The following is a 21,834-nucleotide window of genomic DNA, read 5'->3' on the forward strand; positions in this document are numbered from 1 at the left end:
AACCATGCTCACAAGCTTTAGGACCTGTGTCATCTCCCTTGTGCGCGACCGGGCGCTGCTCGTATGGGCGCTCGCGTTTCCCATCATCTTGACCTGCATCTTCATGGGAATGTTCTCGGGACTTAACGATGCATACTCCATGGTGGGCTCTACGCTCGGCGTAATGCGCGACGCCAACTACCAGGCCGCAACGGGACTCGACGAGACGCTTGGCGCCATCTCGGATGCAAGCTCGGAAGACCACATCGTGGACCTTGTGTACTACGACAGCGCCGGGAAGGCAGAGGACGCCGCCAACGCAGGCGATATCGACGCCTATCTCGCCGTGGACGCGGACGGCACACCCCAGCTGCACGTAAGCCCGGAGAGCATCGCCGAGAACGGCACCCTGCCGGCCTCCGTCCTCACCGAGGTGCTCGACTCGTACATGAGGATACGTGCGTCTATCGAAAACGTGGCTGCCCAGAGGCCAGACCTCGTGCTCTCGGGTGCCGCCCAGGCAGCGTTTGGCAAGGGTGCCGTGAGCACCGTGCACCTGCAGGCAACCAAGACCACGCCCAACCCAGATGCGCGCTACTACTACGCACTTCTCGCGATGGCCGCGGGCCTGGGCGCAACGGCAGCGATGGTCTCCGTAAGGGGGCTTCTGCCCACGGCAGGGGCGCTTGGTGCGCGTCAGTCCCTTGCGGCCACACCGCGCTGGCGCATGCTCGTAGGCACGCTCCTCGGCACGTGGCTCTGCCAGTTTGCGTGCATGCTCGCCGCGCTTGCGTTCATGCGCTTTGTGGCCAAGGTTGACTTTGGGGGCAATGGCGCGCTGGTAGTGCTTGCCATCTTCGTCTCGACGCTTACGGGCTGTGCGGCCGGGGCGCTTCTCGGCACCATTCCTCGCATGGAGACCGGCATGGCCTCTGGCATCACGTGCCTGCTCTCGCTCTTCACGGGGCTGTACGGAACGGCATCCCAGAGGATTGCCGACCAGATTGAGGCCACGGCGCCCGCGCTTGCGCACGCAAACCCACTCTGGCAGATGACGAACTGCTTCTACTCGCTCCTCTACTACGACACGCTTGACGCCTTTGCCACAAGCTGCGTGACGCTCGTAGCCATGGCGGCGGTCTTTCTCGCCCTGGCATCCCTGGGCATGAGGAGGCTTTCCCATGAGCACCTTTAAGACCTATCTCAAGATCCTGTCTGCGCACAAGGCCTATATCGCTATCTACCTGGTCATGATGTCTGCCTTGGGCGTTGTCATTGGCCTTATGAGCGGCACGTCTACCGCAGAGGAGTTTCGTCCCACATCCGTAAGCGTCGCCGTGATTGACCGCGACAACACCGAGCTCTCGCAGGCGCTGGCGGTACGTGTGGCAAACGGCAACAACGTCGTAGAGGTTGCCGACGAGAGGCGCGCCATCCAGGACGCAGTTGCTCGCGATACAGTCTCCTACCTGCTTGTTATTCCACAGGGATGGGGAGATGGGCTCTTGGATGCGGCAGCCGGGGGCACCGACGCCCCCTCTCTCGAGACGTACATCTCCTACCAGTCCGGCCGTGGCAGGCTTCTCGACCTCGAGGTGACAAGCTACGCCAATGCGCTCTACGGCAATGCGGCCACACTTGGCGGCAATGCTGTAGAGATTGTGGACGCAACCGATGCCGCTTGGGAAGAGTCCGCCGAGACAAGCATTGTCCAGCAGGCCACAACTCCACTGCCCGAGTCCTTGCACGTTGCCGCCGAGTTCGCCTCCTATCCCCTCTTTGCCAGCGTGACTGTGTGCATTGCCGTTCTCATGGCGTCAATCAACCAGGAGCCCGTGCTGCGACGCCGGCTCGCCTCCCCGGAGCACGCACGCAATCGCAGCCTCTCCCTGCTTGCGGCATGCGTGACCGTGGCCCTTGTCGCCTGGGCGTGGAACTTTGGGCTGCAGATCGTTGTGCTGGGGGCAGACGCGGTTCAGAGCTCTCCTGTGCAGATGGCGCTGATGGGTTTTGCCCTGCTCGTCTACTCGCTGGTCTCGGCGGCGGCAGGCTTTCTCGTAGGCCAGCTGGGGTGCAGCGAGAACGCCTCCAACGCGATTGCGAACATTTTTGGCATGCTGCTGTCATTTCTCGGCGGTGCGTGGACGGGACTGGCGATTCTTCCAGACTCCATCATTGCCATAGCGCACTTTGTTCCCTCGTACTGGACGGAGCGAGCGCTCGAGGGGGCGGCGGCCATGGGGTCCGTCTCGCTTGAGAGCGTAACGACCCTGCTGGGAGACATTGGGATCTGCGCACTGTTTGGGGTTGCGGTTCTTCTCGTGGGGATGGCCGTGGGACGCAGCCGGGGCCGTACGCAGGCCGCGTAGAGGGGCGAGGTTGCCGGCGGTGCCACAACGCACGTGTGCGTACGCACGTGGGTGACTTGCTGCCAGTTTGGCCCTTCTTGGGACCTTGGGTGGCAACAGGTGGGAGTTGTGCGTACGCACGAAGCCCACCTGTTGACAGGCCTTTCTCAGCCAACTGGCCAAACGTGAAACCGCTGTCAGAAAACCGCAATCGAGCGTACGCACGACGGCTATCTTCTGCCCAATCGGCCGCTCCAAGCCTCCCGCCTGGCAGCAAGTCCGCTTCGTGCGTACGCACGATGGCCATTTGTTGCCAGGCATACCGCCATCCCCTACAGCTCCCCTGCCCTCAGACGCCCAATAGTGCGAGCAACACCGTCCTCCTCGTTTGTCTCGCACACAAGCCCGGCACACGCCCATGCCTCAGCCGTACCGTTCCCCATCGCCACGCCCAAGCCTGCCGCCTCAAGCATGGGCACGTCGTTTGCGGCGTCACCAAAGGCAATCGTGCGAGAGGGATCGATGCCCCGCAGCTCACAGAGGTCGTGGATGGACATCGCCTTTGTGATGCCACCCGCATTCAGCTCGACGAGAATGTCCGAGGACGTCGACACGTGCATCGAAGGGAGCCTCTGCGAAAGCGCGTCGCGCACGGCAGGCGTCACCGCAGGGTCGCAAATGAAGAGCAGCTTGTCCACGGCTTCGTTCTGTCCAACTGCACGTGCCCCTCCCTCTTCGGAGCACGTCTTCACGATGCCCTCCTCGCGCACGATCCTGGGGTCTTCCCTCGAGTCCACAAACCAGTGACGCGCCGTGAACACGCAGCAGGTCACCGCAGATCCAAACGAGTCCTTCACGAAGTCGGCAGCCTCGCACGCCACCTCCCTGCCAAAGCCATGCTCGGCAAGCACCTCTCCCTGCTCGTCCAAAAGAAGTGCGCCGCCAAAGGCCGCAATGCAGCCGCGCACAAGGTCGTTCTCGCAAACTATGGGCTCTATGCCCTGCGGGCTTCTCGACGAGGCAAGCACGACGGTCATGCCATCTGCCGCGCACGCATTGAGCGCATCACGCACAGCCGGGCTCATTGAGTGATCGCCCTTGAGGATGGTGCCGTCGATATCCGTGAACAGCGCATCGAACTTCATGTGTAACATGCTGGGCCTCCCCTTCTCTTCACCCAGCATGCTAGCGGAGCTCGGGGGCCAATCTCGCCTTGCAAGCAAAAAAGGTATGTTAGTACCATACCAATAAAACCAATATACGAACCAGGGGGCCCTTATGAATTCTCTTGACCTTCTCGTGCACACGAGGGTCGACCCGCGCCTTCCCAAACCGCTCTGGGAACAGCTCGGTCAGGGCATCCGCCAGCTCATTGCCGCAGGAGCCCTACTCCCCGGAGACCGTCTCCCCTCGGAGCGCACGCTCGTCGAGTCCCTGAAGATCTCTCGCTCCACCGTGCGCCTGGCCCTCGCCTCACTCGAGAAGGACGGCCTCGTCTCTCGAACGCGCGGGCGAGGAACCGTTGTTTTGGATGCCGCCGAATCGAGCGGCTATGGCTACAGCTTCACTGCCGAGATGCGCGCGGCGGGGCGGGAGCCCTCGTCACGCGTCCTAAGGTTTGCCTGCACGCCCGCCAACCCCAATCAGTCCGCCGCCCTCAACGTTGAGGTTGGCACGGACCTTTGGGAAGTTCGTCGTCTCCGCCTGGCAGATGGCCAGCCTATGACCTACCATCGCGTTTTCATCCCCTGCGGGCTATGCCCTAGCCTGTCATCCTCAGACGCGGAAGCATCCATACAAAGGGCGCTTGCCGAGAAGAGCGGGCTGACCCCAGCCTCGATGGATGGTGCCTACGAGGCAATTCAGCTGGACGCCACAGAGGCACGCCTTCTCAAGACGCGCAGTGGTGCCCCTGCCCTGAGGCTCGTGCGGGTGAACTACACCTCGGCAGGTGTCCCTTATGAGCTTGCCTACATCACTTCGAGAGCAGATCGCTACAAGCTGGTGGTGCACTACGACGGGACATCGGCGAGCTTCCGCAAGGCGCTCTGCTAAAAGAGCGGGCCATCTCGGCACTTTTCTTGCGCGCCGCTCGTTTGGACTCGACGCCGTACAGAGGAAACCATTCGATGGACGCTTCGTGCATCGTCCGACTTGGGGTATCCTTCATCCATAAAACGCGAGGATGGCCGAGGAGACGCTGGAGCGGCATGGAGGGCACAAAGGGGAAAATCGAGAAGGCCGCCATCTCCCTCTTTAACAGCAGGGGGTATGAAAATGTCTCGCTCAGGGAGATAGCCTCCGCCGCAGGCACCACGATTGGCAACCTCACCTATCACTTTCCCAGAAAGCGTGACCTTCTGGAGAGCATCATCTCCGCACCCTTGGAGGAATACTGGGCGCTCCTCGACACTTCACTTAAGGGCGACGAGCTACTTGAGCGCTTTGTCGTCCTCTTCGTCGAAGGAGAACGCATGGCCGAGGCCTATTCCTTCTTCTTCAAGCCTGGCGTATCCGTAAGGGTTGGGCGCAAGGCGTCGGAGAGCCTAACGGGAAGCGACCTGTCAAAAGACCTCTTGGGGTTCTTCACCTGGGGACTCCAGCGCCTCCGCAAGGATGGCTACATCAGCCCCAAGCTCTCCGACTGGAGCCTCGGCGTCATGGCCTCGACCATCACGACGGTGGAGTCAAGCTGGGTGCTCGACGCACGCGCCGACCACACGAAGAACGCCCGTCCGGTAAAGATGGCAGATGCGCTCTGTGGGATCCTCCTGCCTGCCATAGCCGATGAGCATCGTGATGCCTTCGAGCGGATGTGCCGAGAGCATGGGATAAAGTACTAGTGGTGCCATCCCGTTGGCAGCCTTTCTCACTCATTCTCACCGTATGGCGTCATAGCCATGGGACATGCGATTGGGATGCCACTCGCGGATGAAAACATGCCTTTCACGCGCTCCAAAACGGTTACAGTACATTGTACTGTAACCGTTTGATATAACGAAGCTACTTCGTGCGTTGCATCGTGTCGCACGAAGGACATACTCCACGCGGGAAGGGGATCCTGATGAGGTACTTACTGCTCGTGAGTCACGGAACGCTCGCCCCCGGTATCAGCAGTGTGCTCGACATGCTGGTTGGCCACCACGACAACGTCCTTGTGTGCAACATGCCGGATGGCATGGGCGCCGACGCGTTCGTGGCAGGCCTCAAGGGTGTGCTAGCGCCCGTTACCACCAAAGACGAGCTCGTCGTGTTCGGCGACGTGATTGGGGGTTCCCCTCTCACCAACACCATGAACGTGATAACCGAGAAGGGGCTTCTCCCCATCACCCACGCGTTTGGAGGGATGAACCTCCCCATGGCCATCACCGCCGTCATGGGAGACGACGTCCCCACAGACGAGCTTCTGAAGCAGGTCGTCGATGAGGGCCAGGCAAGCATCCGGGAGCTGGAGCTTGACCTTGGGTCCGATGACGACGAGGAAGACCTCTAGGCTCCTCGCCCTTCTGATGGCACGAGGCAGGCCGCGCAGCCTGCTTGCACCAGCAATCGGTCAAAACGCGCGAGAGGAGAAGGCATGATTTCGTTTGTTCGCATCGATGACAGGATGATTCACGGCCAGACGGTAACCCGGTGGGCACTCGAATATCCCTGCGACGGCATCATCGCCGTCAACGACGCCGCGGCGTCGAACAAGGTACTCAAGGCAGCCTACAAGGGGGCGGCCCCAGACAAGAAGGTCTTCATCTGGACAAAGGAGCACTTCCAGGAGAAGGCCGACACCGTACTCGCAAGCGAGAGCCGATACTTCCTCATCACCAAGAATCCGCTCGATATGAAATGGCTCCTCTGTGACCTCGGGTTTGTCCCCTCAAACGTGAAAACGGTCATCGTTGGCCCCTGCAACGACCGTCCCAACGCGGTGAAGCTCGGCAACAACCAGTCCATCACCCCTGAGGAGGCCCAGGCCCTCGAGGACATCTCGAAAAAGGGCTATGACGTCGTCTTCGCCCTCCTGAAGGACAACTCCATCGGCCCTTGGTCCAAGTTCCGTGACCAGTTTGACCTCAAGTAAGGCAGCGGCCTGAACAGGAGAAAGGAATCGTCATGGCAATCAACGCGTTTCAAGCGGCGCTTCTCGGCATCTTCGCATGCCTCGCGTCACTGCCGGGCATGGGCGGAACGACGATAGGCAACTACACCCTCGGACGGCCGCTCGTGGGCGGACTCGTCGTGGGTTTGATTCTGGGCGACATCACGACCGGCATCATCGTGGGTGCTGCCATCCAGGTCGTCTACATCGCACTGGTCACCCCTGGCGGAACGGTCTCGGCAGACGTACGCGCAGTCACCTATATCGGAATTCCCCTTTCCATTCTCGCCATTCGTGCACAAGGGCTTGACCCCGCCAGCGCCGAGGCAGCGTCGCTTGCCGCAGCATTTGGCGCTATGGTCGGCACCCTCGGTACCGTCCTGTTCTATGGCACCGCAACGCTCAACCTCGTGTGGCAGGGCATTGGTTGGAAGGCAATGGAGTCCAACGACTGGGGCAAGATCAGGCGCACCATCCCGCTTGTTGACTGCGCCTACCCCTGGGTGTCTCACATCCTGTTCTCCTTCCTCCCCACGTTTATCATCTGCATGGCCGGCGCGGACATGGTGCAGGTCATGAAGGACTACCTGCCCATGGATGGCATTGCGATGAAGACGCTGTTCACGGTTGGTTCGCTGCTTCCCGCGGTGGGCATTGGCATCCTGTGCAAGCAGGTCATCAACAAGCCGCTTGACTGGCTCACCTTTGCCTTTGGCTTCACCCTTGCCGCCGTCCTGCACTGCAACCTCATCGCATCCGCAATCATCGCGGTGTTCTTCGCGATGATCAACTTCGAGATTCAGCAGCTTCGCACCCAGCTCAAGAGCGGCCATGTCGCCCTTGCCTCCGGTGACGACGATGACGAGGAAGAGGAGGACATCTAACCATGGCCGAGATGACTAAGAAGATTTCCGAGAAGACCCTTAGGAGGTCTTTCCGCAACTGGATCTACGGCAACCTCACCTGCTTCTCCCAAGAGCACATGCAGACCTTTGGCTACCTGTTCTCCATGCTGCCCGTCGTGGACGAGCTCTATGACACAGATGACGAGAAGGTCAAGGCACTTCGTACCTACACCACGTTCTTCAACACCGAGCCCCAGATTGGCACCATGGTCGTCGGCCTCACCGCTGGCCTCGAGGAGGCACGTGCCAACGGCGAGCCCGTTGACGACGAGACCATCAACGGCATCCGTGCCGGTCTCATGGGGCCGCTCGCCGGTCTTGGCGACTCCATCGTCGTGGGGACCTTCATCCCCATCCTTCTGGGCATCGCGCTCGGCCTGGCGCAGGGAGGATCGGCCCTTGGGCCCGTCTTCTACATCGTTGCTTGGAACGCACTCATGTACTTCGGCATGAAGTATGCCTACAAGCGCGGCTACGAGCTCGGCGGGTCTGCGGTCGAGGCGCTCGTCGGGCCACAGTCCGAGGCGCTTCGCAACTCCATCGTGATGGTGGGTACCATTGTCATTGGCGCCGTGGCAGCCACCTGGATCTCCATCGACACCGCACTGGTCCTGCCTGGCCTTGGCCCTCTGTCCCAGGTGCTCTGGTCCAGCAGCCAGACCGTGACGGCAGAGGCGCTGCAAGGCGGCTCTGTGACACTTAATGTCTTTGGTTCAGGCATCTATCCCAAACTCCTCAACTTCGTGTTCGTGTACCTGTGCTGGTGGCTGATGACCAAGAAGAAGGTTTCTGCGACCATGGTCATGCTCATCATGGTGATCATTGCCTTCGTTGGTGTGCTGATTGGGTTCTTCAACCCTGGTCTGTCCTACTAGAACGTCGCATGGCGGCGGCGCGGATTCCCCTAGGGCGTCCGCGCTGCCCATTTTTGGTCGATCCCTCGTTTGCCACAGTCTCCTTTGACGTTGCCACGCGAGGTTCTCCGCACCTGAGAGGCAGGGGGTATGGAGCGCATGGATTGCTTCAAAGGGTGCTCCCCCGAGAGACGTGCCACCCTCATTTCCGAGGCTCGGGCACAAACGGACGCCATCCAGCGACTTGAGGTCTGGGCTCGGGCGGACTACGGCCTTCTCGCCCTTGGGGTGATACTTGGTTTGTGGCGCTTCACCTACAGCGGTCCTGCGTGGGCCGGCGGCGTGGGAATCGCGCTCGCCGTGGCGGCAGGTGCCCTAGCGGCTGTCTTCTATGTAGGAATTAGGAACGCCAAGCGCAACGTAGAGCATATCCTTTGCGCAGCGGGCATTGACCTCAAGACCGGAAGACCCATCGACGAGGCAACAGGCAAGCCCGTTGCCGCCACAACCGATACAGGAGAGGGCGCAGGCGGCGCCAGTACCCTCAAAGGCCACTCGACCAAAGGCCACGCCCCCTCAATGGCAGACCTCGCCCAGGCGAAGGAAATCTTCAAGATTCTCTATGGCCGGAAACGGCAGTAGAAGCGTATTGCGGACAAGCGCGAGACGGTCTCGTGCAGCCATACGGACCGCATAATCGTTTGTGCGGCTCAAGGAGATTGTGCGGGCCAGAGCGCTAGAACGTGACGTTGCCAAACTCCGAGAGGCGCAGATTGGGGTTGTGCTCGATGGCCCAGTCGAGATTCCAATCGCTCGTAAACAGCAGCAGGCAGCCGCCGCGCATATCCTCCACGCGGCAGGTCTCGCGCGTGAGCTTGAGCGTGCGCACGTCCAACTCGTCCGGTGTGTTCTGAATCCAGCGGATGATCGAGTAGGGCAGAGGGGTCCTGCTCACCCCAACGTGGTACTCGCTCTGAAGCCGCTGCTCAAGCACCTCGAACTGCAGCACGCCAACGGCACCCACAATCACGCTCTCGAGGCCCGTGCCCAGCTCGCGGAAGACCTGGATTGCGCCCTCCTGCGCCAGTTCCTCCATGCCCTTCACGAACTGCTTGCGCTTGAGGGTGTCCACCTGAGTGATCCGGGCGAAGTGCTCGGGCGCAAAGGTGGGGATGGGCGGGTACTGCACGCGCATGCCCGGTGCGCAGATGGTGTCGCCAATCGAGAAGAGGCCCGGGTCGAAGAGGCCCACGATGTCGCCGGCGTACGCCTCGTCCACGGTGGCGCGGTCATCGGCCATCATCGCCGTGCCGGTTGCAAGCTTGATGGTGCGGCCGCCCTGCACGTGGCAGGCGTCCATGCCGCGCTCGAACCTGCCCGAGCAGATGCGCACGAACGCGATGCGGTCGCGGTGCCTGCGGTCCATGTTGGCCTGAATCTTGAAGACAAAGCCTGAGAACTCGTCGCGCGAGGGGTCCACGGGCTGCTCGCCCAGCGTGTCGGTATAGGCAAGCGGGGGCGGGGTCAGGCGCAGGAAGTCCTTGAGGAACGGCTCCACGCCAAAGTTGGTGAGGGCCGACCCAAAGAACACCGGCGTCAGGCGACCGTGCCGCACGGCATCGAGGTCAAACTCGTTGTCGGCACCGTCGAGAAGCTCGATGTCGCCCATCAGGTTCTTGTGGTTCTCCTCGCCGATAAGAGAGTCGAGTGCGGGGTCGCCCAGCTCTGCCTCAATCTCGCCCACCTTCTTGGTGGCGTTCGCGTGGCCATCGCCCTCGAAGGCGATGACGCGGCGAGAGCTGCGGTCGAAGACGCCCTTGAAGGTGCGACCGGAGCCGATGGGCCAGGTCATGGGGTAGGTGCCAATGCCCAAGACGTCCTCGATCTCCTCCATGAGGCCGAAGGGGTCGCGCGTGTCGTGGTCGAGCTTGTTCACGAAGGTGAAGATGGGGATGTGGCGCAGCGTGCAGACCTTGAAGAGCTTAATGGTCTGAGCCTCGACGCCCTTCGCACCGTCAATGACCATGACAGCGGCGTCGGCAGCTATGAGCGTGCGGTAGGTGTCTTCGGAGAAGTCCTGGTGCCCGGGGGTGTCGAGGATGTTCACGCAGGTACCGTCATAGGTGAACTGCAGGACGGAGGAGGTAACGGAGATGCCGCGCTCCTTCTCGATGTCCATCCAGTCCGAGACTGCGTGACGCGCGCTGGCCTTGCCCTTGACCGAGCCGGCCGTCTGGATGCTGCCGGTGTAGAGCAGGAGTTTCTCGGTAAGCGTTGTCTTGCCGGCGTCCGGATGCGAGATTATGGCAAAGGTGCGCCGCGAGGCCACCTGTTCCGCAATGCTAGGCATGTGCTTCCCATCTTGTTTCTATGCAACTATGCAACTGGCCTCGCGTATTGTAGCTAACGGAGGGGCATGCGCGGCCTATTGCACAAAATGATGAGAGAAGGGGGTACGGCACTCGCCTCTCATTGTAGAGACGTCTTCAAATACTTTTTCTCGTCGCAGACACTATTACGTGTCGGAAATCGCCCGACAGCCCCAGGAGAAGGGCACGACGCCGCGCCTAAAAACGCGGCGCCGGGAGTGGAAGCCTTCCGACGCCGCCATGGCACACCATCTAACGAAACTTACATCGCAAACGGGTACTCCGCGAGGGTGTCGTATGTCTTGCTGTCATAGATCTGAATGGTACCCTCGACGTTCACCAGTGCGTCCAAGTTCGCGACGTCACTCGTACTGAACCATAGGAAGGTCTCGGCGTACTTTCCAGGCTGGATGGTCTCGTAAAGCAACGGGTCGACCATCTTGCCGTCAACCGAGAACGTCCCGTACTTCCCGCTCACTGTGATAGCCTTGTCCGTCTTGTTCGTAATCTTGAGCGTGTAGCCGGGGTCGTCAGCGAAGTCGGTCGTCTTGTTCACAATCTCGATGGTGCAGATGCTGTCATCTGCAAGCGTGGTACCAACCGCAACCTCGGTCTTTCCGCTGTCACCACCTGAGGTAGACGTGGGGCTGGTGCTGGTATCAGACTTGCCCGTGCCACTATCACCGCTGCCCGGTGCGGACACTACAGCCGTGCCCATCTCAAAGATCAGCTTGGTATCGTCCTGCTCAAGCGTGAGCTCGCTCCCATCAAGCTTGGCGCTTGCCGTCTGCCCCTCAACGGTGAGCAAGGCCTCGGTCGGGCTCTTCACCTCCCACGTGCCGGACGTCTCCTCCCCGAACATGTTAAGCGTAAAGCTCTTGTCCTCCTTGAACGTAAGCCCAACGCCGAGGCCAAGATCCTCCATGGACTTGATGTCATCCTTGCTCAAAACCTGTTCGCTATCTTCCATGCCAACGAGCTTCCAATCCCCAATGAAGTTCTTGGCAGGGTCACCGCCGCCCAATACGCCACCCAGACTGCATCCCGAAAGCACCAAGCACAGTGCAAACATTGCGCTTAGTGCCGCAACCCACTTCCTCATGGACTTCATCCACACCACTTCCCTTCTCCCTTGTGCCTATGCGCCCAGTGCGCCGCCGCAGTACTCGCAGTGCCCACGACCTTCTCGCACTCCTTCCCTACCTGTGTGAGCGCCTCCCCGACCTTTCCCGCCAAGCGCTCCGCCTCGTGGAATCCCACCGAGTTGCGCTCCTCGATCTGGTAGTCGTCCACCCTAAACGTGATGGAGTCGTGATAGGGCATGCTCACGTGCATCATAACATGCGCACCTCATGGCAGAGGGGTAAGCGATAGAGCTTTTGGGGGCTGGCATAGGCGCTATCGGCGATGTTCTCGCCGATAGCTGGCGGGACTACCTCTGCCGTGGCCCGCTTGATACAAACACCCTTGTTGCCAAGGGACGCAAGAGGGCATCGTCGCAGGGGCGGTCGTCTAACACCCGCGGCGAGGACAGCATCATCTCGAAGGCTCCATCATCGCCGTAAACGAAAGGCAGTACATAATCATCGTGGAGAAGGGTGCCGTAGTCGAGGCCTGCAGCGAAGCCGGCGAGTTTGTATTCGACACCTCGATGGAGCCGAGCCTTCTCTTCAGTGGAGGCGATTCGATTTGCGAGCGCATCCGCGCGTCTTTCGAGCGCGCACGCGCCTCTCTTTTGGCGGCGACCCCGGCAATGACCAGCGGATTTACTTCTTCAACGCGAAGGAGGTCCTTGGAAACAGACGTGCGCAATTCGACAATCAGCGGGTCGGCTGATGCCCACCGTGCGGCCCATGAAGTGCGGTGGTCAAGTTGGATTTCCGTGCTCGCCAAACTTTTCGGCTGGAGCTAACTAAGTGTCAGCGGAGACGGCCTAACTTCCTCAGCACCCTCTCAGTGGTAATCTCCTGCATGAAAATGCGATATCGCACGGTTTTTAGAACTTCGCTGCATGAAATTGGCTTATCGTAGGGCCATTTTGACACAACGATATAAAAAATGAAACTATAATTGCATGGATATGGATATTCTCATCGAAATATTTAATTTCATGCATATATAGTTTCGACTTTGATATCAGGACGCCAGAGGGACCTTACGATAGCCCGATTTTATGCAACGTTCGCCAAAAACCCGTGCGATATCGCGTTTTCATGCAGGCTAGGGTGGGCAAGCGATACCATCAAGGGCCTCGACCCTCTGAGTGCCTATTGAGGAAAGGCAATAAGAGGCCAGGCTACGGCAGGCTCTGCGCCCGTTGAATAGGGACGTCCGCAGTCCGAATCACTCCTCTCACAGGCTCTTCGGAAGTTTCTTATAGACACCCTATTTATGACTGACACAAACAGCATCGATAATAGGTTCGTCCTGCAGTAACTCACTCTGCATCCAATGCCATGCGCTTGACCTCATTCGTGGAGTAGAGAACGCCGTTGTCGTTATTGAGCGCGTCCTCATAAGCTTGTCAATCGGCTGCGGCCTCGACCATCTCGAGCACCGCCTCCCTAACAACATCGGAAAACGTTTCCCCGACAGAATCGGCATACCCCTGAACCCACGCCTTCTCTTCCAGCTCGAAGCGAACCGTGGTGACCTCCATCGCCATTCGTATTCACCCCTCCCACAAATCGTAATTCAAGGTAATACGTTTGCACCCGTCCGCCACTCCCTCGCTAGCCTTGGCTTAAAAGATTGTGTGAACTACAAGCTCATCCGTGCCGTCCTTCTTCGCCTCCAGCCTCGTGCAGCGTGCCATACTGGGACAAAAGACAGAGGAGGAACCCATGGCGAGAAGCACGAGAATCGCAGACACCACGCGCGAGGAGCGCATCCAGATCGTGTCCGAGGCACTGGCCTGGGGCGACGACTGCGGAGATTGCTCGCTCGACGCCTGCGGTATCGACAAGTTCTACCAGCCCTACATCGACGGCGAGCTCGAGCTGGCCGAACTCAACATGGTCCGCGCGAGCACGACCTACGTACTTGGCGATGCGGACCGGGGAGAACGCGGCGGCAGCTGCGTAATGTAGCGCAGCCAGCGGGAGGGACGCATATGCAATGGATCGAGGGCAGACTGTGCGAGCTTGCCGACAAGGATGGCAAGTATCGCACGTTCAACGCGCGGGTCGTAGCCACCGCCGACCCTGCCACCATGCTCGGCGTACGCGTTCCCAGGCTCCGCCGGCTTGCCCGCGAGGTCTCGCACTCGCAAGACCGCGACGCGTTTCTCGCTGAGCTGCCCCACCGCTGGTACGAGGAGTACCTGGTCCACGCCTTCGTGCTCAACGAGACGCGCGGCCTTGCGCAGGCCACACGCCTCCTGGGCGCACTTCTCCCCCATGTAGACAACTGGTGCGTGTGCGATGCGCTCAACCCTCGAGCGCTCCATGATGAGAAGGCCTTGGCCAGCCAACCCGCGGCCGCGCTCATCCCTCTCGCCCAGCACTGGATGGTCTCAGAGCACACCTACACCAGGCGCTTTGGCATCTCGGTTCTCATGCGAGACCTTCTGGGCGAGGGCTTTGACCCCGCACAACTGCGCATGGCGATTGCCGCCGACAACGGCGAATACTACGTGCGCATGATGATTGCCTGGTACCTGGCCGAAGCGCTCGTCTCGCACGAAGCCGAAGCCCTGACGGCAATCGCCATGCCCGGGGTAGGCCCGCAGCTCAGGCGCATGGCCATACGCAAGGGCATCGAGAGCCTGCGTGTGCCCGAAAAGGCCAAGGGCACGCTGCGCCAACTGCGTGGGTAGGCGCGGAGCAACGTCACCCGCAGGCTGGGAGCATCTTTGTGAACGACGTGTCAGCAATGCGTCCTGCACAGAGAAGGGGGCGCGAATCCAGTTTCGTGGACCCACGCCCCATGCAAAGGCGATGCATCAGGTCGTTTGCCTACTCCTCTGGAGTGTGGTTGATGACGGGGCTCTTGGTCTTGATGAAGTTGGGGATGAGTGCCACGACGACCAGCACAGCGAGAATGGCATAGACGCCGGTGGGCCCAAAGGCTGCGGCGGCGCGGCCAAGGGTGATGCCAATCACGCCAAAGTCGAAGTCACCAAAGGTGGTGTTCTGGAAGCCGAAGACACTCAGAACCGGGAGCAGAAGGGCTGGCGCGAAGGTGATGAGAAGACCGTTGACGAACGCGCCAAGGGCAGCACCCCTGCGACCGCCGGTCGCGTTGCCAAAGATGCCGGCGGTAGCGCCGCAGAAGAAGTGGGGAACCATGCCGGGGATGATGAAGACGCCCATGGTTGCGCCGACGATGAACATACCAACCACGCCGCCGATGAAGGAGGCAACAAAGCCCAGGATGACGGCAGTGGGGGCATAGGGGAAGAACACGGCGCAGTCGACCGCCGGGATGGCACCGGGGATGAGCTTGTTGGAGATGCCCTGGAAGGCAGGCACGAGGTCGGCAAGGATCATGCGGACGCCATTGTAGACAATGGCGACACCGACAGCGAAGGAGAGCGCGCAGTTAAGGGCGTAGACAACGAAGTTGTCGCCTGCAGCCAGCCCGTCAACCACAGAGGGATTGGCAACCCATGCGACAATGGCGGTAAGCAGGTAGAAAAATGCCATGGTCAGAGCAGTTGAGATGGTGGTGTCACGCAGGAAGGCAAGGCTCTCGGGAACCTCGATCTTCTCGGTGCTGGTCTCCTCGGCATCCCTCTTGAAGATGCTGCCCACGGCGGCCGAGATGTAGTACGCAAGAGAGCCGAAGTGGCCCATGGCGATGTCGTCGCCATCGGTGACCCTCTCGGTGAAGCGCTGGCCAACGGCAGGAAGCATGGCGCTCACAAGGCCGAGGAACAGGCCGCCGGTAACGATAAGGGGCACATCCGCGAAGCCGGATGCCTGAAGGACGGCGGAGAGCAGGCAGGCCATGAACAGGCTGTGGTGGCCGGTAAGGAAGATGTACTTGAACTTGGTGAAGCGCGCGACGATGATGTTGACCACGTAGCCTAGGATGAGAATCATCATCGTCTGGACGCCAAGGACCGTCTGCGCCATCGAGACGATGACTTCGTTGTTGGGGACGACGCCCTGGATATGGAAGCCCGTCTCAATGAATGTCCCGAGTGGGGCAAGGTTGGTCTGGATGAGACCGGCACCGGCAGAAAGCATGAGGTAGCCGAGAATCGGTTTCATGGTGCCCGTCATGACCTTGTGAGCGGGACGCTTGAGGGCCAAAAGGCCAACGAGCGAGAACAGGCCCATGATCCATGCGGGCTTGGTGAGGATTGACTCAAAGAACTTCAACACGACAAGAACTGCGTCCATCTGCATCTCCTTTGACCGTCACTTACAATCGCAAAGTCCCGAGGGCCTTTCCCGACTAGGCCTTGGCCACAGCCTCCTTGATTGCCTCGAGGGCATCTTCGCGGATCTTCTTCTTGTTCACGTAGCTGCGGACAATCACGATGTTGCCGTGCAGCTCGGGGGCAAGCTCCTTCACGGTGATGAAAAGGTCGGGGTTCGCCGAGGTGGCACCGTTCAAATCCATCGACTCAACGTCGGCCGAGATACCCTCCTCATCGCAGATCTCCTGTACCTTGCCGGCGAGCATCAGGCTCGAGCCAATACCGTTACCGCAGACCGTAATGATGTGCATGCTTCTTCCTTTCCCTCGGGCCCACTTTCGCACGGGCCGCGTGTCCATCTCTCGGCTCTCCCCAAACCGTCCCTCAGCTCTCCCTGAAAAAGGGCTCCAACGTGGAAATCACGTCGCCTGGCGTCTCGCACGCCGCAAGCTTGGGAATGGCCTCCTCGTCATCGAAGATCTTTGCAAGCTCGGCAAGGCAGTCGAGATGCTCGCGTGGGTTTGGGGCGCAGATTCCAATGAGGACGCTCACCGGGTCGTAATCCTCGTGCCCAAACCGAACGGGCTCATCGAGCGTGAGGATGCAAATGCCCCGGTCGGAGACATTCCCGTTGGACTGGGCATGGGGCATTGCCACGCCTTCCTCAAGCACCACGTACGGGCCGAGCCTTTCGATTGAGGAGACCATCGACTCCGTGTAGCTGCGATCGCACTTTCCCGCCGCCTCGAGCAGGGCCCCGGTCTGCAGCACCGCGTCTCGCCAGTCAGCCGCGTGGGCATGACAGCGAATCACCTCAGGGGTGAGTAGGTCCTTCAACATCCCAATCACCTACGGAAGGATGCGGAAGCCCAGAGACTGGGCGTCCTTGCTGAAGCCACGCACGGTGTCGAGCGAGTACTCGAAGAGGTCCTTCCCCACGTCCCTGCGCTTTGCGAGGATGGAATTCTGCACGGTGATGACCTGGCACCCCACGGACTCTGCCTGGAAGATGTTGAGCAGCTCACGCGTACTGGCCCACAGAATCTCGCACAGGGGCTTGGGCGCGGCAAGCTTCACGGCATCGGCGACCGTCGGCATGGGGTCAACGCCAGTGTCAGCAATCCTACCGGCGAATATCGAGATGATCGACGGAACATCGGATGACACCGCATCGATGAAGTCGGCGATCTGCTCGCTTGTAAAGAGGGTGGTGACGTTGATCTTGATGCCGTCATTCGACAGCTTGCGCACCAGCTCCTTGGTGGACTCACCCTTGGTGTTGAGGGCGGGGATCTTCACATAGACGTTGTCCGCCCACGTTGCGATTTCGCGGGCTTCCGCCTCCATGCCTTCGGGGTCATCGGCAAAGACCTCGAAGGAGACGGGAAGGTCGGTAATCTGGGCGAGCACTTCCTTGGCAAAGGCGCGGTAGTCCGACACTCCACCCTTCTTCATGAGAGAAGGATTCGTCGTGAAGCCCTGGACGTTGCCCTCTCGATACATCTCGAGCATACCCTTGATGTCTGCTCCATCCGCAAAGACCTTGATGCTCATGCTTCCGCCTCTCATCCCGAGCTGCATGAAGTTCAGACTTTTGTTTGTAATCTATTCGTTTATGTTCTGAACTTCAATTACAAGGGTGTAGTCTACACAGATGAAAAGAATGTGATTGATTCAACGTGATATAATCTGTATACGGTTTGTTATACGTCGCGAACGGTATTATCTATGCTTTGAGGTGCGATAACCCACTACTTTCGATATCGAAACTATATGATGAGTTTGACCTGAGAGACCTCGGGCCAATTCATCGGCAAACGGAAGGACTGATGACAGGTGCCCCCTGAGGAATCCTCCCCTGCGGAAAGGCAGTCGTTCATTCTCGAATGGCTTGACTCAAACCCAAGCATAGCCGTAAGCGACATTCGAAATAGGTTTGGCGTTTCTGACGTCACCGTCCGGCACGACCTCATCGCGCTGGAATCTGCCGGAAGGGTCAGAAGGGTCCGCGGCGGGGCCGTCTCTCTGGCTCGCACGATGCTCATGAGCTATCCAGAGGAGCGCATCAACTTCAATGTCGAAGCCAAGGATTGCATCGCGCGTTCTGCGGCAGGGCTTGTCGAAGACGGCGATGTGATAATTGCCGACATCGGCACCACCGCCTACCAGTTCGTACGCCACCTTGTCGGCAAGAAGGGCATCACGATAATCACGGGCGACCTCTCGATCGCCCATTTCGCGAGCTTCAACCTCCCCAACGCCGAAGTCATGCTTTTGGGCGGGAAGGTGCGCAAGGAGCACCTCTACCTTGCCGGTGCCATGACGCTGGACTCGATGTCAAAGCTCTACGCCGACAGGGCCTTCCTGAGTTGTGACGGCTTCCACAGGGACCACGGCTTCACCGTCGAGCACGACTTCAGCATGACGATCAAGCAGACGTACATCGCGAACTCACGCCAAAGCGTCATGATGCTCGACTCCAGCAAGTTTGGTCGCACAAGCTTCTATCGCTTCTCGGCGCTGGACGACTACGACGTCGTCGTCACAGATTCCGACGAAGAGGGGTACCTCTCGGGCGCACTGAAGAAATCGGCACACGCCCCGCAGCTCGTCATCGCAAGCAAGGCGGCGTCTGACGGCCCAGGAGCCGTCCGCGGGACCACCTCCCACACCATATGGAACCCCACCGGGGTCTTCTCGTAGAACGCGATGGCCCTCTCCCTGTCCAGCGCGTGCGTGCAACGGCGGACGGACTTGGCCTGCATGCCTTCCTCTACATTTCGGCACGCCTGTGCCTAGGACACCAACACGCCGGCCAAGTCTGTCACGCGCCTACTTTCGGCTGGCCAGCATCTTTGTGAACGACGTGTCGGAATGGCGCGCCCACAGGACGTAAACGAGCACGCTCGCCACGCACGCCAGGGAGACGACGGCCCACATGGCCGGGTAGCCCATCCCCGTGATGAGGGACCCGGCAATGCCGCCACCCAGGCCGTAGCCGATGTCGTAGCCGCAGAGGAACGTGGAGTTGGCCGAGCCGCACGTCTCGTCGGTTGACGTGTGGACGGCCATCGACTGCAGCGACGGCTCGAGGCCGCCGAACGCGTAGCCGGCGAGCGCCGCCGAGAGGATGTAGGCCGCGGTGCTGGGCACAAACGCCAGGAGCGGGAATGCCACGAGCATGGCCGCGTTGCACGTGTAGACGAAGGCGGCTTCGCCCCTCTCGTCCACGAGCTTGCCCAGCGTAATGCGCACGAGGAGGAGCATCGCCGACATCACGAGGAAGTAGATCGAGCCCGAGGGCAGGGAGTTCTCCGCAGCGAAGATCGCCACGAAGTTCTCGAGCGCGCCGAACGCGAACATGAAGGCGAGCATGGTCACCGTGGCGGGCAGCGAGTCCCGGTTGATGATGGTGCGCAGATCGAGCCTCTTCTTGGACACGTCGACCTTCGGCGCGCGGATAAAGGCGAAGAGCACGAGGCCCAGGCCGGCAATGGCTACCGCCACGCCATAGAGCACGTTGTAGCCAAGACCCTCCATGAGCGAGAGGCCCAGCGCCGGCGCGATGGCCGAGGCAAGCGCCGTGGCCATGCCAAAGTAGCCCATGCCCTCGGCGAAGCGCAGCCGGCAGATGACGTCGGAGGCCACGGTCGCCGTGGTCGAGTTGGAGAACGACAGGCCCACGCCATGCAGCATACGGAAGGCAATCGCCACCGAGAGCGTCGGCACCATGACGCAGCCAAGGGGTGCGAGCCCCATGAGGACAAGGCCCAGCACCAGCGCGGCCTTGCGTACGCCGTTGTCAAGCCACCACCCCACGAAGTGGCGGATCACCACGGCGATAAACGAGAAGACCGCGGCGCAGATGCCCGCGACGGCCTCGGTGCCGCCAAGGCTCTGGATGTAGAACGGGAAGGTGGACAGGCTCATGATGTGGTTGGTGAACACGCACAGGTTCACCAGGATGATGAGCACGCGGTCCCGCGTCCAGAGCTTGGGCTGGGCCCCAGCCTGGACGCTCGCGTTGTTCTGCTCTGACAAAAAAGATCCCTCCTAGACAGGTTGGGACGTCCGTCCAGCAGGGAAGGCACCGCGGGTCATTGTCATTGCGGGATGCGTCATGGCTGGGCGGCGAAGCCATCAATTGGACTTACGCCGTGGGGCAGCTCATTGACGCAGGGATTATAGCCGAGAAATGCGCTCGGGGGGCGTGAACGCACGGACAATCCTCTCGGCAACCAGCCGCCCCAAACCGTGTTGATTTTGTCCCCAATCCCCCACGCGGTGCTAAGGTGCCTCTCGCGTGTAGCGCAAAGCTGCTGCGACCAGATGCCACGCAACGCCACCAGGAGCAGCGAGAAAGTGTAGTCAGCAAAGCGTGCGGTTGCCCATCGCGGGCAGCCGCACGCTTTTTTGCCGCATGCCGCACCGCGACAGGCGGTTGAGCGGAGGGGAGCAGGAATGCCAAAGAACCGTATCCAGGGAGCCATCTTCGGGGTTCTCATGTCCGTCACCATGGCCTACGGGATGGAGGTCTACAACGTGGCATGGAAGATGGGAATCCCAACCATGCCCGGGGGCTTCTCCAACATGACGAACGACGTGTTCCTCGGCGCCCTGTTCGAAGCAGCCTACATGTGGATCTTCGTCTTTTTGTTCTCGAACCTATGGGGCACGCGTGGCGGAGCGGCGCTTGCCGAGAAGCTCGTGGACCCCCAACGTGACAGCGCATTCGTCCAGGGCGCCGTTCGCTCCTGCTGCACCGTTCTCATCATGTGCCCCACGATGAGCCTTGTTGCATCCATCCTCTTCAACGTGATCCTTGGCGGCATGCCCGTGGTGCAGCTGCCTGCCATCTGGGTGGGAACACTCATCAAGAACTTCCCCATGGCGCTTCTCTGGAACCTCTTTGCGGCAGGTCCCGTATCCAGGCTTGCGTTCGAGAGGCTCTTTAGCTGCGTGGGCATGAAGGGCCGTACGGCCGGGGTGGAGCTCGAGCACGAACCCCACTCCGGCCTTACTCCGGAGTACGCTGAGGCGAACTCGCAGGACTAGGCGCTTGGCCCTCTCGACGAGCCGCACTACTTCGCCGGCAGAACCTCAATCCACTGGCCCTCGGGGTCGGCGATGAAGTAGAGGCCCATCGCGTGGTTCTCGAACACGATGCAGCCCATCTCCTCGTGGAGGCGGTGGTAGGCGTCGTAGTCGTCCACCTCGAAGGCTATGTGGGTGTCATCGCCCCCGTTGGCGTAGGGCTCGGTGCGCCCACGGTTCCAGGTGAGCTCCAGCTGGAAGGGGGACGCGTCGTTCTGCATGAACGTGTTGGTCCAGGAGCCGTCCGCGGGGCCCGCCTCCCTCACCACGTGAAAGCCTAGGGCCTTCTCGTAGAATGCGATGGTCTTCTCCCTGTCCAGCACGTGCGTGCATCGGTGGATGAACTTGGCCTGCATGTTTTTTCCTCCCTTGGCGTCTGACATGGCCCGAGCGCTCCTTATGCGCAGGGATGTCATTACTAGTTGAATCTTAAGACCTACTACCTGTCCATACAGTACTATCTATCGAGAAATCCCAAGTGTTGGGCCATGTCGGAATGTCATCTGGAGACAGACCATGGCGAAGAAGCGAGATGCCCAGGGTAGGCAGGTCTTCCACTGTCCCGCTGAGGCCACGATGAGCAAGGTCGATGGCAAGTGCAAAGCCATCTGACGCCCCGGGCGGCGCCCGGGTTCCAATGCCGGGGACAGGACAGGCCCGAGGGCCTCTCCCCGTAAGGACGCACTAATAAGTGCTGCACTTTGGAATCCGAGACCATGGCGCCCACTCCCTTCGCGCCGGCGAGCCCATTCCTCGCATCCCGACTGCGCGCGGCCATGAGGAACGGGCGGGGTGCCCGGGAAGTCGACGCACCCCGCCCACGC

The 21,834-nt window shown here is 60.4% G+C and carries 24 protein-coding genes; 13 read left to right on the top strand and 11 right to left on the bottom strand.

The features are described from left to right. Nucleotides 1-4 precede the first annotated feature (4 nt). Entirely contained in the window at nucleotides 5-1,174 is a 1,170-nt protein-coding gene (locus E0E00_RS02695) for an ABC transporter permease (RefSeq protein WP_130811056.1), read from the top strand. Next, nucleotides 1,161-2,348 (top strand): ABC transporter permease, encoded by a 1,188-nt coding sequence (locus tag E0E00_RS02700; RefSeq protein WP_130811057.1) that lies wholly within the window; start codon nucleotides 1,161-1,163, stop codon nucleotides 2,346-2,348. Before E0E00_RS02695 ends, E0E00_RS02700 begins: the two co-directional genes overlap by 14 nt. A 311-nt stretch (nucleotides 2,349-2,659) precedes the next feature. Here the strand turns inward: E0E00_RS02700 and E0E00_RS02705 are convergent, their stop codons facing one another. Beyond that, nucleotides 2,660-3,481 (bottom strand): HAD family hydrolase, encoded by an 822-nt coding sequence (locus E0E00_RS02705; RefSeq protein WP_165443519.1) that lies wholly within the window; start codon nucleotides 3,479-3,481, stop codon nucleotides 2,660-2,662. 124 nt (nucleotides 3,482-3,605) lie between these two features. On the opposite strand from E0E00_RS02705, the gene E0E00_RS02710 reads away from it, so the two are divergent. The 7 genes from E0E00_RS02710 (at nucleotide 3,606) to E0E00_RS02740 (ending at nucleotide 8,821) form a co-directional block, all read left to right on the top strand. Continuing rightward, complete coding sequence (locus E0E00_RS02710) at nucleotides 3,606-4,382, top strand: GntR family transcriptional regulator (RefSeq protein ID WP_130811059.1); 777 nt, start codon at nucleotides 3,606-3,608, stop codon at nucleotides 4,380-4,382. Between the two features lie 155 nt (nucleotides 4,383-4,537). Beyond that, nucleotides 4,538-5,170, top strand: coding sequence for a TetR/AcrR family transcriptional regulator (locus tag E0E00_RS02715; RefSeq protein ID WP_165443520.1), 633 nt, complete (start codon nucleotides 4,538-4,540; stop codon nucleotides 5,168-5,170). Between the two features lie 221 nt (nucleotides 5,171-5,391). Continuing rightward, nucleotides 5,392-5,820 carry a PTS sugar transporter subunit IIA gene (locus tag E0E00_RS02720; protein WP_130811061.1) on the top strand — a complete coding sequence of 143 codons (429 nt, stop codon included), beginning with the start codon at nucleotides 5,392-5,394 and terminating at the stop codon, nucleotides 5,818-5,820. A gap of 84 nt (nucleotides 5,821-5,904) precedes the next feature. Continuing rightward, the gene (locus tag E0E00_RS02725) at nucleotides 5,905-6,402 is read left to right on the top strand and encodes a PTS sugar transporter subunit IIB (protein ID WP_130811062.1); all 498 of its coding nucleotides are present in this window, start codon (nucleotides 5,905-5,907) and stop codon (nucleotides 6,400-6,402) included. Between the two features lie 32 nt (nucleotides 6,403-6,434). Further along, nucleotides 6,435-7,304 (top strand): PTS sugar transporter subunit IIC, encoded by an 870-nt coding sequence (locus tag E0E00_RS02730; RefSeq protein ID WP_130811063.1) that lies wholly within the window; start codon nucleotides 6,435-6,437, stop codon nucleotides 7,302-7,304. A 2-nt stretch (nucleotides 7,305-7,306) separates the two neighbouring features. Then, entirely contained in the window at nucleotides 7,307-8,200 is an 894-nt protein-coding gene (locus E0E00_RS02735) for a PTS system mannose/fructose/sorbose family transporter subunit IID (protein ID WP_207302622.1), read from the top strand. Nucleotides 8,201-8,338: 138 nt separating this feature from the next. Then, nucleotides 8,339-8,821: a hypothetical protein gene (locus tag E0E00_RS02740; protein WP_130811064.1), complete on the top strand. Its 483-nt coding sequence runs from the start codon at nucleotides 8,339-8,341 to the stop codon at nucleotides 8,819-8,821. 94 nt (nucleotides 8,822-8,915) lie between these two features. Here the strand turns inward: E0E00_RS02740 and E0E00_RS02745 are convergent, their stop codons facing one another. From E0E00_RS02745 to E0E00_RS14890, 4 genes are all read right to left on the bottom strand, one after another. After that, complete coding sequence (locus E0E00_RS02745) at nucleotides 8,916-10,529, bottom strand: peptide chain release factor 3 (protein WP_130811065.1); 1,614 nt, start codon at nucleotides 10,527-10,529, stop codon at nucleotides 8,916-8,918. 281 nt (nucleotides 10,530-10,810) lie between these two features. After that, on the bottom strand, nucleotides 10,811-11,659 hold the full coding sequence (locus tag E0E00_RS02750) for a hypothetical protein (RefSeq protein ID WP_130811066.1): 849 nt from the start codon (nucleotides 11,657-11,659) through the stop codon (nucleotides 10,811-10,813). Then, nucleotides 11,656-11,886: a hypothetical protein gene (locus E0E00_RS02755; RefSeq protein ID WP_130811067.1), complete on the bottom strand. Its 231-nt coding sequence runs from the start codon at nucleotides 11,884-11,886 to the stop codon at nucleotides 11,656-11,658. Before E0E00_RS02755 ends, E0E00_RS02750 begins: the two co-directional genes overlap by 4 nt. A 1,186-nt stretch (nucleotides 11,887-13,072) precedes the next feature. After that, nucleotides 13,073-13,213, bottom strand: a complete 141-nt coding sequence (locus tag E0E00_RS14890; RefSeq protein WP_242622105.1) for a DUF6290 family protein — start codon at nucleotides 13,211-13,213, stop codon at nucleotides 13,073-13,075. Nucleotides 13,214-13,391: 178 nt separating this feature from the next. Here E0E00_RS14890 and E0E00_RS02765 point away from each other — a divergent pair, with 178 nt between their 5' ends. Then, nucleotides 13,392-13,637 carry a hypothetical protein gene (locus E0E00_RS02765; protein ID WP_130811068.1) on the top strand — a complete coding sequence of 82 codons (246 nt, stop codon included), beginning with the start codon at nucleotides 13,392-13,394 and terminating at the stop codon, nucleotides 13,635-13,637. A 23-nt stretch (nucleotides 13,638-13,660) separates the two neighbouring features. Then, the gene (locus E0E00_RS02770) at nucleotides 13,661-14,365 is read left to right on the top strand and encodes a DNA alkylation repair protein (RefSeq protein ID WP_130811069.1); all 705 of its coding nucleotides are present in this window, start codon (nucleotides 13,661-13,663) and stop codon (nucleotides 14,363-14,365) included. A gap of 139 nt (nucleotides 14,366-14,504) precedes the next feature. Here E0E00_RS02770 and E0E00_RS02775 read toward each other — a convergent pair whose 3' ends face one another. The 4 genes from E0E00_RS02775 to E0E00_RS02790 form a co-directional block, all read right to left on the bottom strand. Continuing rightward, the gene (locus tag E0E00_RS02775; RefSeq protein ID WP_130811070.1) at nucleotides 14,505-15,896 is read right to left on the bottom strand and encodes a PTS ascorbate transporter subunit IIC; all 1,392 of its coding nucleotides are present in this window, start codon (nucleotides 15,894-15,896) and stop codon (nucleotides 14,505-14,507) included. Nucleotides 15,897-15,951: 55 nt separating this feature from the next. After that, nucleotides 15,952-16,227 (bottom strand): PTS sugar transporter subunit IIB, encoded by a 276-nt coding sequence (locus tag E0E00_RS02780; protein ID WP_130811071.1) that lies wholly within the window; start codon nucleotides 16,225-16,227, stop codon nucleotides 15,952-15,954. Nucleotides 16,228-16,300: 73 nt separating this feature from the next. Next, nucleotides 16,301-16,756 carry a PTS sugar transporter subunit IIA gene (locus E0E00_RS02785; RefSeq protein WP_130811072.1) on the bottom strand — a complete coding sequence of 152 codons (456 nt, stop codon included), beginning with the start codon at nucleotides 16,754-16,756 and terminating at the stop codon, nucleotides 16,301-16,303. A gap of 9 nt (nucleotides 16,757-16,765) precedes the next feature. Then, nucleotides 16,766-17,470, bottom strand: a complete 705-nt coding sequence (locus E0E00_RS02790) for a transaldolase (RefSeq protein ID WP_130811073.1) — start codon at nucleotides 17,468-17,470, stop codon at nucleotides 16,766-16,768. 282 nt (nucleotides 17,471-17,752) lie between these two features. On the opposite strand from E0E00_RS02790, the gene E0E00_RS02795 reads away from it, so the two are divergent. Continuing rightward, a complete protein-coding gene (locus E0E00_RS02795) occupies nucleotides 17,753-18,619 on the top strand; it encodes a DeoR/GlpR family DNA-binding transcription regulator (protein WP_130811074.1) in 867 nt (288 codons plus the stop codon). Between the two features lie 129 nt (nucleotides 18,620-18,748). Here the strand turns inward: E0E00_RS02795 and E0E00_RS02800 are convergent, their stop codons facing one another. Next, the gene (locus E0E00_RS02800; protein ID WP_130811075.1) at nucleotides 18,749-19,957 is read right to left on the bottom strand and encodes an MFS transporter; all 1,209 of its coding nucleotides are present in this window, start codon (nucleotides 19,955-19,957) and stop codon (nucleotides 18,749-18,751) included. Between the two features lie 420 nt (nucleotides 19,958-20,377). Between E0E00_RS02800 and E0E00_RS02805 the strand changes: the two genes are divergently transcribed. Next, a complete protein-coding gene (locus E0E00_RS02805) occupies nucleotides 20,378-20,971 on the top strand; it encodes a hypothetical protein (protein WP_130811076.1) in 594 nt (197 codons plus the stop codon). Nucleotides 20,972-20,997: 26 nt separating this feature from the next. On the opposite strand, the gene E0E00_RS02810 is transcribed toward E0E00_RS02805, so the two are convergent. Further along, nucleotides 20,998-21,366: a VOC family protein gene (locus tag E0E00_RS02810; protein WP_130811654.1), complete on the bottom strand. Its 369-nt coding sequence runs from the start codon at nucleotides 21,364-21,366 to the stop codon at nucleotides 20,998-21,000. Between the last annotated feature and the right edge of the window lie 468 nt (nucleotides 21,367-21,834).

It is taken from the genome of Olsenella sp. Marseille-P4559 (assembly GCF_900605015.1).
Lineage (GTDB): Bacteria > Actinomycetota > Coriobacteriia > Coriobacteriales > Atopobiaceae > Tractidigestivibacter.